The organism is Streptomyces sp. SAT1 (assembly GCF_001654495.1).
Classification (GTDB): domain Bacteria; phylum Actinomycetota; class Actinomycetes; order Streptomycetales; family Streptomycetaceae; genus Streptomyces; species Streptomyces andamanensis.
Window position 1 is genome coordinate 3,474,714 of record NZ_CP015849.1, and the last position, 12,470, is coordinate 3,487,183.

Below are 12,470 nucleotides of genomic sequence, written 5' to 3' on the forward strand. Positions count from 1 at the left end.
CCCGGGTCCTCAGGAGGGGGAAACCGCCGCCGCCGGGGTGGTGCGGGCGGCGGGTGCCGGCTCGGTCTCGGCGGTGTCCGGCCGGGGGACGCGGTGCACGCGGTGGCGCGGCGCCGTGCGGCGGGGCGGGCGGGTCAGCGTGATCTGGCGTACGAGCTGCTGGAAGCAGGCCAGGGACGCCAGGCCCGGCAGGGCCGCCGCCGACATGTCGATGACCGTCCTGGGCGCCTGGATCACGCACAGGAGCATCGCGATGGACGAGAAGAGCAGCACCACGCACCAGGAGTGCACGGCCCGGCGGCGGTGCAGCGCGGCGCGCAGGACGGACAGGGACGCCACGAACCAGGGCCCGTAGACCAGCAGCGGCCACCAGGAGGCGATGCCGCCGTGCATCCGGGTCACGGCGACGATCCGCAGCGGGTCGTAGGCGACCATGCCGCCGAAGAAGCTCACCGCCGAGGCGGTCACCGCAGCGAGGGCCGCGATGACATGGCTGGCGGCGCGGACGCCGCTCGGCCGCCTGCGCTGGCGCACCTTCCGGTGGCCGCGCGCGGCGTCCCGCAGGGGCGGCAGTTCCGCCGTGATCTCCTGGAGATTCTCCAACGGGGTGTTCCGGACGGTCCCGGAGGCTTTTTCCGTGCTTTCCGCACCGGACGCACTCGCCGCGCCCGCCGCACTCGCCATGTTTTCCGGATGGTCCGGGATCCCCGTACCGGCCGGAATTCCGTTGCCCGCCGGGGCCCTGGCCGTTTCCGGTACTCCCGCCGTTTCCGGTACTCCCGTGCTTTCCGGGGCTCCCGGGAATCCCGGGCTTTCCGTTCGTACGGCGTCTCCGGCGTCCTCCGTCGCCGCCGGAGCTCCGTTCGACCGGGTGCCGCCCCGCATCCACTCGCCCCACTCGCCCTCCACGGGAGTGTGCGGCGGCGTCTGGTGCTCCATCGCGTCCTGGAGCATGAAAGCCAGTTCCTCGGCCGGGTCCCATGCCGAGTCCGGGGGCACCAGAGGGCCGAGGGGGCCGGAGAAGAACGCGGAGGGGGCCCGATGGCGACCGGTGCCGGTACGAGGGCGGGGTTCCGCAAAACCGTCCGACTCCGCGTAGGGATAATCAGCGGAATAGCCCGAGCGCCCGCCCATACGTTCGTCATACATGCGGCGGCCCGGCTATTCGGATCGCGAGAAGACGGTCCGGCTCTCCGAGCCGACCCAGCGGCGGGCGAGATCGGCTTCGAGCGCGCTCATCGCGTCCAGGAACTCCCTCAGCAGCGACTCGGTCGCCTTGGGCGCGACCGGGGCGACCGGCGGACCGCTCCTGTTCCTCCTGGCCAGAGTGGTGTGAGCGTCGGCCGTCAACTGCACGGGAGGGGCGGGCAGACGGGGGTCGGGACCCGACGTCACCGCGTGTGTGGCACTCGCGTCCTGACGCTCGCGGCCCACGAGCAGACCCAAGTACCCTTCCCTGGATGCCTTCGTCATATCCCACCTAACGCCACCCGACTTCCCCGGATGCGCGGCAAACGGGTGAAGGAATTCCCTGATTAGACCTATATGTGCGATCGGATGGTTCATCCGCTCACCCGACGAGATGGGCGTCGGGTGACGGCCCCTCGACGGCCGGGTCGCCCTCGGGCGTCCGGGTATTCTTCTTCAGTACGGCGACCATGAGCCTGCGGCGGCGCAATTCGTCGCTGTCGACCCGCCACATTCTGCACTGGTAGGGCGGTACGAGAATGGACCCGGCGGTGCAGAGGGAAGCACACGCGATCAGCGTCCAGAGAGTGGCGTTCCACATGATTTTTCTCCGTGGGCCAGGTGGCGCGACACCGGCATAACGCACCTGGAATATGCGAAGTTACGGAACACGAATAAAAAGGACCGGCCACTCGAATTGATCACCGCCGGTGCGGGCGGCCGTGCGGCGGGCGATCATCGGGACATGAACGTCACCCTGCACCTCGCCCAGGACCCGGACGCCGACGCCCTCCTCGGGCGCAGTCCGCTCGCCGCGCTGATCGGGATGCTGCTGGACCAGCAGATTCCGATGGAGTGGGCGTTCAAGGGACCGGAGACCATCGCCCGGCGGATGGGCACCGACGATCTGGACGCGCACGAGATCGTGGCGTTCGATCCGGAGACCTTCGGCCGGCTGCTGTCGGACAAGCCGGCCGTGCACCGCTACCCCGGCTCGATGGCCAAGCGGATCCAGCAGCTGTGCCAGTACCTCGTCGAGCACTACGACGGTGACCCCGAGGCCCTCTGGCGGGACGTGGACAGCGGGCCCGAGCTGCTGCGCCGCCTGGAGGCGCTGCCCGGCTTCGGCAAGCAGAAGGCGCAGATCTTCCTGGCGCTGCTCGGCAAGCAGCTCGGCGTCCGCCCCGAGGGGTGGCGGGAGGCCGCGGGTCCGTACGGCGAGGCGGAGTCCTTCCGGTCCGTCGCCGACATCACCGGACCCGAGTCACTGGCCAAGGTGCGGGCGCACAAGCAGGAGATCAAGGCAGCCGCCAAGGCCGCGAAGACCACCGGGAAGGAGAAGGAGCGCCAGGAGGACGAGGGCGAGGACGAGAAGGAGAAGGAGACGAAGCCGACCGGGAAGTGACCGGCTCGACCGACCGGCGCGGACCACGGACGGCGGTGCGGGCCACGGTCGTGCGGACCGCGGCGGCGCGGACCGCGGCAGTGCGGGCCGCCGTCACCCGAACGGCTCACAGCGGTGGCGGCCCGCCCGTGGCCGGTCCAAGCATGGACCATGACCGAGCCACCGACCGTCGGCCCCGGCGGGCCGGGAGACGACGACCGCCGCGTCCACGCGATGCGCGACCCCCGTACGACCACGGGGGCGCCCCATGCGTCAGCGCGCCCGGAAGGGCCCTACGAGCCCCCGCTGGAAGGGCCGCTCCACTTCCTGTCCCGGGCTGCCTGGCAGGCGGTCCTGGTGACCGGCGTGGCCGCCCTCGTCCTGGGCATCCTCGTCCTGCTCTGGCCGGGCGCCTCGCTCCTGGCCGCCGGGGTCCTCTTCGGCGTCTACCTCGTGGTCAGCGGGGTGCTCCAGCTGGTCTCCGCCTTCGGCACCCACAAGTCGACGGCCCTGCGCGTCCTGGCCTTCGCCAGCGGCGCGCTGTCGATCCTGCTGGGCCTGTTCTGCTTCCGCGGCGCCATGCAGTCGATCCTGCTGCTGGCCCTGTGGATCGGCATCGGCTGGCTGATCCGCGGGATCACGCAGACGATCGCCGCGATCCACGACCGCACGGCACCGGCCCGCGGCTGGCAGATCTTCCTCGGCGTCCTCACCTTCATCGCCGGGATCGTCCTGATCGACTCCCCGCTGGAGTCGGTCGCGGTGCTCACCCTGATCGGCGGCTGGTGGCTGATCGTGGTCGGCGTGATGGAGATCGTCACCGCCTTCCGCATCCGCGGGCACGCGCAGCAGGTACCCCGCACCGTCTGAGCGGTGTCGGGCGGACGGACCGAGCGTCGAGGACATCGGCGCCCGGTCCGCCGTCGACTGTGCGGGTCGCGGTTCCGGCGCCGGCGTACGGGCCCCGATGCAGCGGTTCAGCGGTTCAGCGCCTTCTGCGGGCCGTGCCGAAGAGGGAGCGGGTGATCTCCCGGCCGAGCTGGGTGCCCACCGACCGGGCCAGGGACCGGAAGACGCCACTGCCCACGACCTGCTCGATGACCGAGGGCTCCTCCCCGGCGTCCCGGCCCCGGCCGCCGCGCGGGCGCTCCGGTTCCCGCCCCGGGGACGGAGCCGGCTGCGCTGCCCCCGTCTCCGCCGCCTGAGCGGCCCGAGCTGCCTGAGCCGCCGTCAGCTTCTCGTACGCCGATTCCCGGTCCACAGCCTGTGCATAACGTGCGTGGAGCGGGGATTCCCGTACCGCACGGTCCAGGTCCGGCCCGGCGACCGGGCCCATCAGGGACTCGGGCGCCCGCAGCCGGGTGGCCGCCACCGGGGTCGGCGCGCCGCTCTCGCCGAGCACCGTCACCACCGCCTCCCCGATGCCGAGCCCGGTCAGGACCTCCTCCAGGTCGTACGCCGAGTCCGGGAAGGTCCGCACCGTCGCCCGCAGGGCCTTCTGGTCGTCGGGGGTGAAGGCGCGCAGCGCGTGCTGGACGCGGTTGCCGAGCTGGCCGAGGACGTCGGCGGGCACGTCCTTGGGGGTCTGGGTCACGAAGAAGACGCCGACGCCCTTGGAGCGGATGAGCCGCACGGTCTGCGTGACCGACTCCAGGAACGCCTTGGAGGCGCCGTTGAACAGCAGGTGCGCCTCGTCGAAGAAGAACACCAGCTCGGGCTTGTCCACGTCGCCGACCTCCGGCAGATCGTGGAAGAGGTCGGCGAGCAGCCACATCAGGAACGTCGAGAAGAGCCGCGGCCGGTCCTGCACGGCGGGGAGTTCGAGGACGGAGACGATGCCCCGCCCGTCGTCGGTCCTGCGCAGGAACTCGCTGGTGTCGAACTCCGGTTCGCCGAAGAAGTCCGCCATGCCCTGCGCCTCGAAGGCGGTGAGGGAGCGCAGGATCACTCCCGCCGTGGCGGTCGACAGGCCCCCGATGCCGCGCAGTTCCTGCTTGCCCTCCTCCGAGGTCAGGAAGGCGACGACCGCCCTGAGGTCCTTGAGGTCGATCAGCTCCAGGCCCTTGGTGTCGGCGTAGTGGAAGATCAGGCCGAGCGACTGCTCCTGGGTCTGATTGAGTTCGAGCACCTTGGACAGCAGGACCGGGCCGAAACTGGTGACGGTCGCGCGCACCGGTACGCCGTGGCCCATGCCGCCGAGCGCGTAGAACTCGGCGGGGAAACCGGCCGGTGCCCAGTCCTGGCCCACCTCGGCGGCCCGCGCGCCGATCCGGTCGCCGGGCACGCCGGGCGCCGAGATGCCGGACAGGTCGCCCTTGACGTCGGCCAGGAAGACCGGCACGCCCTGCGCCGAGAGCTGTTCGGCGACGAGTTGGAGCGTCTTGGTCTTGCCGGTGCCGGTGGCGCCCGCGACCAGGCCGTGGCGGTTGAGCATCGGCAGCGGGACCCGGATCCGGGCGCCGGGCAGGCAGCGGCCGTCCCAGAGGAGGGCGCCCAGGTCGAGGGCGGGGCCGGCGAAGGCGTATCCGGAGGCGATCCGACCGACCTCGGGCGGCATCCGGGTGTCGTCCCCCGGCGGCTTCGGCGCACCGGGCGCCGTCTCGCTGTCGCTCATCTCAAGCCCCTGTTCAGCCCCGGTTACCGATTCGCCCGGGTTTGCCATGGCTTTTCCAGCGTCGCACTGCGCTGCCGAGGCTGCGCCCGGAAGCTCCGGGCCGGTAGGCTTTCCGTGTGATCTTCAAGCGCATCGGAAACGGCCGGCCGTACCCCGACCACGGCCGGGAAAGCACCCGGCAGTGGGCGGACGTCGCGCCGCGCCCGGTCCGCCTCGATCAGCTCGTGACGACCAAGCAGCAGCTCGACCTGGAGACCCTCCTGGCGGAGGACTCGACCTTCTACGGCGACCTCTTCGCGCACGTCGTGAAGTGGCAGGGCGACCTGTATCTGGAGGACGGGCTGCACCGCGCGGTGCGGGCGGCGCTCCAGCAGCGCCAGGTCCTGCACGCGCGCGTGCTCGAACTGGGCTGACCCCGGCCCGGCCCCGCACCGGCCCCTGGGCCCGGACGGCCCTCCGGCATCGGTTTGGACCTTTCGGGTTCTCCTGGGCGATATCGGATGATCATCTGGTAGGAATCGCCGCCCCGGCGCACTACGCTGCGCCCATGAGCATGCTGACTCCCCCCGGCATGGGCGGGAAGTACCGGATCACCGGGAACAAGTACCCGCGGATGCGCCGGCCCCGGCGACACGGCAGGCTCGTGTCCGCGGTCGCCGCCTCCGTCGTCGTGCTCGGAGTGGCCGGCTGGGGCACGTTGCAGCTCATCGACGTCTTCACGGGCGGCGGCGACAAGGCGGCGGCGGCCGGCGGCGGGACGCACTGCGCGACCGGCACGGCGGCCCGGACGGGCCCCTCCCCCACGACCACGGCCCGCGCGCTGCCCGAACCGGGCGGGATCACGGTCAACGTCCTCAACGCCACCCCGCGCGGCGGACTGGCCAAGCAGACCGCCGACGAGCTGAAGAAGCGCGGCTTCCGCATCGGCAAGGTGGGCAACGCGCCCAAGGAGTACGACAAGAAGGTCAAGGGTGCCGGGACGCTGCTCGGCGCCGCACCGGCCCTCGACGGCTCGCTTCCGGTGCTCGGCACCCAGCTCCCGGGGGCCGAGAGCCGTACCGACACGCGCAAGGGCGCCGACGTCGACCTGATCATCGGCGACGCGTTCAAGCAACTGGCGCCGCAGCAGGCCGCCGAGAAGGCGCTGACCGCCCTGGCCGCGCCCCGGCCGACACCGGGCGCCTCGCAGAAGAGCTGCTGAGGCCGGGAGCCGCCACCGCCGCCTCGCTCGGCCCGGCCTCCTCGCCGGACCGGCCGCCTCGCCGGACATCTGAGCCCGCCCCGGCGGGCGCCCCGTCGTCCTGGCCGAGCCCTCCCGACGTACCGGCGAACCGGCGAACCCGCGAACCGGCGAACCCGCCGACCAAGACGACGGCGTCGTCCGGCCGGAGGGGGTGCCTTCGGCCGGAGGGGGGGTGCCTTCGGCCGGAGGGCGGGACCGGCAGCGGGGTCCTACTCGGCCGCCCCGTACATCCGGTCGCCCGCGTCGCCCAGGCCCGGGATGATGTAGCCCTGCTCGTTCAGGTGTTCGTCGACCGACGCGGTCACGACGGTCACCGGGGTGCCCGCGAGGTCGCGCTCCATGACCGCGACGCCCTCGGGGGCGGCCAGCAGCACCACCGCGGTCACATCGTCGGCGCCCCGCTTGATCAGCTCCTGGATCGCGGCGACCAGCGTGCCGCCGGTGGCGAGCATCGGGTCGAGGACGTACACCTGACGGCCGGAGAGGTCCTCCGGCATCCGGGTGGCGTACGTGGACGCCTGGAGCGTCTCCTCGTTGCGGATCATGCCGAGGAAGCCCACCTCGGCGGTGGGCAGCAGCCGCACCATGCCGTCCAGCATGCCGAGCCCGGCGCGCAGGATCGGCACCACCAGCGGGCGCGGGTGGGAGAGCTTGACGCCGGTGGTCCGCGCGACCGGTGTGGCGATGTCGACCTGCTCGGTCCGCACGTCCCGGGTCGCCTCGTAGGCGAGCAGGGTGACGAGCTCGTCGGCCAGCCGGCGGAAGGTCGCGGAGTCGGTGCGCCTATCGCGCAGCGTGGTGAGCTTGTGGGCGACCAGGGGGTGGTCGACGACGTGGAGACGCATGTGCCAACAGTAACCGGGCGCTCCGCGCGCCCGCCCGCCCGCCACCGTCCTGGCACCGGAGGCGGGCGCACCCGCTCCCTCCGGCACCGTCGTGGCATCAAACCCGCCGTCCGGGGGAAAGTGGGAGGGACGGACTGGGGTGGTGACCGATGGCTGACCGGCAGACCCGCAAGCGACCGTCGCCGGGCGAGCGGCCCGAAGCGGCGGCGGAGCGGCCGAGGGGCGCGGCCACGGCGGCGGTACGCCGCAGGAGCGCGCGCCGGGAGCCGGACCCCGCGGACCCGGACGGCACCACACCCACCGGCGGACCGGGCACGGGCCCGATCACCAGCCCTCTCACCGTCAGCCGCGCCACCATGACCACCGGCACCAGGACCGGCACGGGCGCCGGTACCGGCGCGGACACCGACCCGGGCGCCGACACGGAGGCCGAGCGCCGGCGCCGCCGGGCCCAGTTCCTGCGCGACCTCGCCGAGGCCCGCGAGCTGCGCGACCGCGTCCAGCCCCGGCGGGCCAAGGCCGCACGGCTGCGGCACGCGATGCGGATGCGTACGTTCCGCTGGTAGCGCGCGACCGGCGGGCGCCCGCCCGCCGGTCCGCGGAAGCTCCGGGGAAACTCCGGGGAAGTACGGGCGAAGCCCGGGGGAAGCCCGGGGCGAGAAGGAATCCCGGGCCGACGTTCCGGGGCGGACCTTCGTGACTGCCGGGCAATGCCGCGTACGATCCGCAGGTGGCGGCAACGAGTGCGCTGGTGAGTCCTTTACCGACGAGCCGTAAAAGAGCCGGACACAGGGAGCCGAAGACGTCCCCTGATCGCCTTGTTTCTGCCACGATTCCGAGTGGGTGGGGCTCGGAGCCCAGCTTCTTCCCGCCCACGACCTCCGCCGGGGGGACCCCCGACCGGCACACCTATGACCAGTGGGAGAGTCACGGTGTACTTCGCCGCACTGCTCGCGCGCACCGAAGACGGGTGGGAAGCGAGCGACACGGAGCTCGACGATGTGGAGACGCTCGCCGACCTGGCCGACCTGGCCAGGGAGGCCTCGGCCGAGGACGACACCGTGCTCGTCCTCATCGAACAGGAGGACGCCTGGTTCGGCGTCGTCCGGGTGGACGGCGAGGAGGACCCTCGCATCTACGTGTCGGACGCCGCGGCCGCGGCCCGCAGTTCGTACGGCGAGATCCTGCTCACCGACGAACTGCTCGGCCGGGATCCCGGTGACGACGGCCCCGATCTCGACGCCCTGGACCTCGACGGCACGGAGGACGGCGAGCCCTCCTCCGCCGACGACGAGGAAGAGGAGCCCGGTGCCGCCGAGACCATCACGCACAGCCCGCTGGGCGACGCCGAGATCCTCGACGACCTCGGCATCGGCGAGAAGGAGCTGCGCGCCCTGGACGCGGAGGACGCGCTGGGTGCGATCGCCGAGGTCCTGGGCGCCTCGGAGGTGCTGGAGACCGTCCGCTGACCCCGCACCCGCCCCGGCCGGACGGCACACCGCGCCCGTCCGGACCGCACGACCCGGCCGGCGCGCCACGTCCCGGCCACCCCGGACCCACTGACCGATCCGACCCCCCGGACCGCCCGGAGCACTTCGGGGCCGCCCCCGGCCCCGTAGCCGCCCCCGGCCCTGACCCCGCCCCGGCCCCCGACCCCGTCCGCGATCCCTGGCGGGGGGCGATGCGGCTCGCTCTGGAGCAGGCCCGGCTCGCCGTCCGGGGCGGCGACGTCCCGATCGGTGCCGTCGTGCTGTCCGGAGACGGCACGACGGTGCTCGGAGCCGGGCACAACGAGCGTGAGGCGACCGGCGACCCGACCGCCCACGCGGAGGTCCTCGCCCTGCGGCGGGCCGCCGCGCGGACGGGCGAGTGGCGGCTGTCCGGCTGCACGCTGGTCGTCACGCTGGAGCCGTGCACGATGTGCGCGGGAGCCGCCGTCCTGGCCCGGGTGGACCGGGTCGTCTACGGCGCCCGGGACGAGAAGGCGGGCGCCGCCGGATCGCTCTGGGACGTCGTGCGCGACCGGCGGCTCAACCACCGGCCCGAGGTCGTCGAGGGCGTGCTCGCCGGGGACTGCGCCGGGCTCCTCACGGATTTCTTCCGGGCCCGCTGAGCCCGTCCCGCCCGGCCCCGGGAAACGGATTTCGGTCCACGACCCCGGGTGTTGTAGGGTCTCTCTCGGTAGCGTGTCCGAGCGGCCGAAGGAGCTCGCCTCGAAAGCGAGTGTGGCGCAAGTCACCGAGGGTTCAAATCCCTCCGCTACCGCTTGAGAAGGGCCCCGTCCGTCGGACGGGGCCCTTCGTGCAACTATCGTGCGATCATCGACAGCGCTCGGCGCGCGGCGGTCGACGACGGGGCGGCCGACGGCAGGGGCAACCAGCGACAGGGGGAGACGGTGGCGGTGAACGCCAAGAAGATCGTCGTCTATGTGCTCGTGGTCTTCGTGCTGTACGTGGTCATCACCGACCCGGCCAAGGCCGCCGACTACGTCCAGATAGGCTTCGAGGGCATATCGAACGCCGCCAAGGCCATCGGTGACTTCATGACCTGGGCCGCGAACGGAGGAAAGTGATGATCCGCCACCTGGTCCTCTTCAAGCTCAACGAGGGCGTCCGGCGCGACGATCCGCGCGTCGTGGAGGGTGTCGCGGCGTTCCGGGCGCTGGGCGGCCAGATCGAGGACCTGCGCTTCTGGGAGTGCGGCTGGAACATCAGCGACCGGCCCATCGCCCACGACTTCGCCATCAACTCGGCGGTCGAGGACGCGGACGCCCTCAAGCGCTATCTGGAGCACCCGGCCCATCAGGCGGGCGTGGCCCTGTGGCGGGAGTTCGCCACCTGGGTGATCGCGGACTACGAGTTCTAGCCGTACGGCCCCGTACGGACCCCCTGAGGCCCTCCCCGGCCCCGTGGCCCCCGCTGCGCCCCGCACCCGAGCGGTGCGGGGCTTCGTCGTGTCCGCGCACACCTGGCGCACGCGCCGCCACACACACCTGATGCACTAATTCATCCCTCAACACGTGCATATGCGGTGCTTGAACACTTAGCGCCTGTCTTGTGATGCTATGACCGCTTTTGACGGATGAGTTGATCGACGAAGAGGTGGCGTTGACCGTGTCGGCCAGTACTGCGCCGCCCCAGGAGGAAGCTTCCGCCCAGCCGGCGGCCGCGCCCTCCGCACCGGCCGCCACGCCCCCCGAGAAGCGGCGCGGTGCCGACACCCGGGCCCTCACCCAGGTGCTCTTCGCCCAGCTGAAGCAGCTGGAACCGGGCGGCCCGGAGTACGCCCGCGTGCGCGGGGCGCTCATCGAGGCCAATCTCCCGCTCGTACGCTACGCGGCCGCCCGCTTCCGCTCCCGCAACGAGCCGATGGAGGACGTCGTCCAGGTCGGCACGATCGGGCTCATCAACGCCATCGACCGCTTCGATCCGGACCGGGGCGTGCAGTTCCCCACCTTCGCCATGCCGACCGTCGTGGGCGAGATCAAGCGGTACTTCCGCGACAACGTCCGCACCGTCCACGTCCCGCGCCGGCTGCACGAGCTGTGGGTGCAGGTCAACAGCGCGACGGAGGACCTGACCACCGCCTTCGGCCGCTCCCCCTCCACCGCCGAGATCGCCGAGCGGCTGCGCATCGGCGAGGACGAGGTGCTCTCCTGCATCGAGGCGGGCCGGTCGTACCACGCGACCTCGCTGGAGGCGGCCCAGGAGGGCGACGGGCTGCCCGGACTGCTCGACCGGCTCGGCTACGAGGACCCGGCGCTGGACGGCGTCGAGCACCGCGACCTGGTCCGCCACCTGCTCGTCCAGCTGCCCGAGCGCGAGCAGCGGATCCTGCTGCTGCGTTACTACAGCAATCTCACCCAGTCGCAGATCAGTGCGGAGCTCGGCGTCTCCCAGATGCATGTCTCGCGACTGCTCGCGCGCAGCTTCCAGCGGCTGCGATCCGCAAACAGGATCGAGGCATAACCGTCACGAGCGAATCGCTCACCAGGGCGGATCCTGTCACCTTCGGTCCGAAAGACCGTCAGACCCCTTGCCGCCAGGGCTGATTCATGTCGGCGATGTCGACATGTCACTACAGCGCGTTGCCGACATGTGACATTCTGCGGGAAGCGCGTTTGCCGTGGCTCCGGCTCCGGTATTCAGGTGAAGGCTGATGTTCTCCTCGTCAGAGAACGCCGCCACGACCGTCCCGCGACCCAGAGGGGGTGGCATGTCCGCAGACCAGGGCAGCTCCGAGGTGCTCACGCTCACCAAGGGCGAGGCGCCTTCCCCGGCGCTCGAACCGATCGACGCCCTCGACGACGTGGCGGCCCTTCCGGCCGTCCCGGCCCCGGCACCGGCGTTCGAGGCCCCGGAGGCCATCGACACCCGCACCCTGTCCCGCTCCCTGTTCCTGCGGCTCGCCGTGCTCGACGAGAACAGCCCCGAGCGTGCCTACGTCCGGGACACCCTGATCGAGCTGAACCTCCCGCTCGTCCGCTACGCCGCCGCCCGCTTCCGCTCGCGCAACGAGCCGATGGAGGACATCGTCCAGGTCGGCACCATCGGCCTGATCAAGGCGATCGACCGCTTCGACTGCGAACGCGGCGTGGAGTTCCCGACCTTCGCGATGCCGACGGTGGTCGGTGAGATCAAGCGCTTCTTCCGCGACACCTCGTGGTCGGTGCGCGTGCCCCGGCGCCTCCAGGAGCTGCGGCTGGCGCTGACGAAGGCCAGCGACGAGCTGTCCCAGAAGCTCGACCGCTCCCCGACCGTCGGCGAACTCGCCACGGTGCTCGGGGTGTCGGAGGAGGACGTCGTCGACGGCCTCGCCGTGGGCAACGCGTACACGGCCTCCTCGCTCGACTCCCCGGCCCCCGAGGACGACGGCGGCGAGGGCTCGCTCGCGGACCGCCTCGGCTACGAGGACACGGCGCTGGAGGGCGTGGAGTACCGCGAGTCCCTCAAGCCGCTGCTCGCCAAGCTGCCGCCCCGTGAGCGGCGGATCATCATGCTGCGCTTCTTCGCCAACATGACGCAGTCGCAGATCGGCGAGGAGGTCGGCATCTCGCAGATGCACGTCTCCCGGCTGCTGACGCGGACGCTGTCCCAGCTCCGTGAGGGGCTCATCTCGGACTGAGCCCGGCCCGGACCCCGGTCCTCCGGCCCGTACCGGCCGCCGAGGCGCCCACGCGGCGCGTCGGCGGCCGTC

Annotated in this window: 16 protein-coding genes and 1 tRNA gene; 12 read left to right on the forward strand and 5 right to left on the reverse strand. The window is 72.0% G+C overall.

All coding sequences use genetic code 11. The annotated features are described in order from the left end of the window. Window positions 1-9: 9 nt before the first annotated feature. From A8713_RS15040 to A8713_RS15050, 3 genes are all read right to left on the reverse strand, one after another. The gene (locus A8713_RS15040; protein ID WP_443069762.1) at window positions 10-885 is read right to left on the reverse strand and encodes a DUF2637 domain-containing protein; all 876 of its coding nucleotides are present in this window, start codon (window positions 883-885) and stop codon (window positions 10-12) included. Window positions 886-1,161: 276 nt separating this feature from the next. Continuing rightward, entirely contained in the window at window positions 1,162-1,446 is a 285-nt protein-coding gene (locus A8713_RS15045) for a hypothetical protein (protein WP_159393099.1), read from the reverse strand. Window positions 1,447-1,570: 124 nt separating this feature from the next. Beyond that, window positions 1,571-1,789: a hypothetical protein gene (locus A8713_RS15050; RefSeq protein WP_064533964.1), complete on the reverse strand. Its 219-nt coding sequence runs from the start codon at window positions 1,787-1,789 to the stop codon at window positions 1,571-1,573. Between the two features lie 144 nt (window positions 1,790-1,933). Here A8713_RS15050 and A8713_RS15055 point away from each other — a divergent pair, with 144 nt between their 5' ends. Then, window positions 1,934-2,593 carry an HhH-GPD-type base excision DNA repair protein gene (locus A8713_RS15055; RefSeq protein WP_237305376.1) on the forward strand — a complete coding sequence of 220 codons (660 nt, stop codon included), beginning with the start codon at window positions 1,934-1,936 and terminating at the stop codon, window positions 2,591-2,593. Window positions 2,594-2,743: 150 nt separating this feature from the next. After that, the gene (locus A8713_RS15060; protein WP_064533965.1) at window positions 2,744-3,442 is read left to right on the forward strand and encodes an HdeD family acid-resistance protein; all 699 of its coding nucleotides are present in this window, start codon (window positions 2,744-2,746) and stop codon (window positions 3,440-3,442) included. A 115-nt stretch (window positions 3,443-3,557) separates the two neighbouring features. Here the strand turns inward: A8713_RS15060 and A8713_RS15065 are convergent, their stop codons facing one another. Next, the gene (locus A8713_RS15065; RefSeq protein ID WP_064533966.1) at window positions 3,558-5,186 is read right to left on the reverse strand and encodes a helicase HerA-like domain-containing protein; all 1,629 of its coding nucleotides are present in this window, start codon (window positions 5,184-5,186) and stop codon (window positions 3,558-3,560) included. Window positions 5,187-5,302: 116 nt separating this feature from the next. Here A8713_RS15065 and A8713_RS15070 point away from each other — a divergent pair, with 116 nt between their 5' ends. Together A8713_RS15070 and A8713_RS15075 are read left to right on the forward strand one after the other, a co-directional pair. Continuing rightward, window positions 5,303-5,599, forward strand: a complete 297-nt coding sequence (locus A8713_RS15070; RefSeq protein WP_003986294.1) for a type II toxin-antitoxin system VapB family antitoxin — start codon at window positions 5,303-5,305, stop codon at window positions 5,597-5,599. Between the two features lie 158 nt (window positions 5,600-5,757). Then, window positions 5,758-6,387, forward strand: a complete 630-nt coding sequence (locus A8713_RS15075; protein WP_064533967.1) for a LytR C-terminal domain-containing protein — start codon at window positions 5,758-5,760, stop codon at window positions 6,385-6,387. Window positions 6,388-6,638: 251 nt separating this feature from the next. On the opposite strand, the gene upp is transcribed toward A8713_RS15075, so the two are convergent. Beyond that, window positions 6,639-7,274: a uracil phosphoribosyltransferase gene (upp, locus tag A8713_RS15080; protein ID WP_018566340.1), complete on the reverse strand. Its 636-nt coding sequence runs from the start codon at window positions 7,272-7,274 to the stop codon at window positions 6,639-6,641. 356 nt (window positions 7,275-7,630) lie between these two features. Between upp and A8713_RS34250 the strand changes: the two genes are divergently transcribed. The 8 genes from A8713_RS34250 to A8713_RS15115 all read left to right on the forward strand — a co-directional run bounded on the left by A8713_RS34250 (window position 7,631) and on the right by A8713_RS15115 (window position 12,398). Beyond that, a complete protein-coding gene (locus A8713_RS34250; RefSeq protein WP_064537513.1) occupies window positions 7,631-7,840 on the forward strand; it encodes a hypothetical protein in 210 nt (69 codons plus the stop codon). 366 nt (window positions 7,841-8,206) lie between these two features. Further along, window positions 8,207-8,743, forward strand: a complete 537-nt coding sequence (locus A8713_RS15090) for a tRNA adenosine deaminase-associated protein (RefSeq protein ID WP_064533968.1) — start codon at window positions 8,207-8,209, stop codon at window positions 8,741-8,743. A 212-nt stretch (window positions 8,744-8,955) separates the two neighbouring features. After that, complete coding sequence (gene tadA / locus A8713_RS15095; RefSeq protein WP_064533969.1) at window positions 8,956-9,387, forward strand: tRNA adenosine(34) deaminase TadA; 432 nt, start codon at window positions 8,956-8,958, stop codon at window positions 9,385-9,387. 67 nt (window positions 9,388-9,454) lie between these two features. Beyond that, window positions 9,455-9,539 (forward strand) — tRNA-Ser (locus A8713_RS15100). A gap of 136 nt (window positions 9,540-9,675) precedes the next feature. Next, on the forward strand, window positions 9,676-9,846 hold the full coding sequence (locus A8713_RS33130; protein ID WP_173860784.1) for a hypothetical protein: 171 nt from the start codon (window positions 9,676-9,678) through the stop codon (window positions 9,844-9,846). Next, window positions 9,846-10,139 carry a Dabb family protein gene (locus A8713_RS15105; protein ID WP_064533970.1) on the forward strand — a complete coding sequence of 98 codons (294 nt, stop codon included), beginning with the start codon at window positions 9,846-9,848 and terminating at the stop codon, window positions 10,137-10,139. Before A8713_RS33130 ends, A8713_RS15105 begins: the two co-directional genes overlap by 1 nt. A 242-nt stretch (window positions 10,140-10,381) precedes the next feature. Continuing rightward, the gene (locus tag A8713_RS15110; RefSeq protein WP_064537514.1) at window positions 10,382-11,242 is read left to right on the forward strand and encodes an RNA polymerase sigma factor SigF; all 861 of its coding nucleotides are present in this window, start codon (window positions 10,382-10,384) and stop codon (window positions 11,240-11,242) included. A 247-nt stretch (window positions 11,243-11,489) separates the two neighbouring features. After that, on the forward strand, window positions 11,490-12,398 hold the full coding sequence (locus A8713_RS15115) for an RNA polymerase sigma factor SigF (RefSeq protein ID WP_064533971.1): 909 nt from the start codon (window positions 11,490-11,492) through the stop codon (window positions 12,396-12,398). Window positions 12,399-12,470 lie beyond the last annotated feature (72 nt).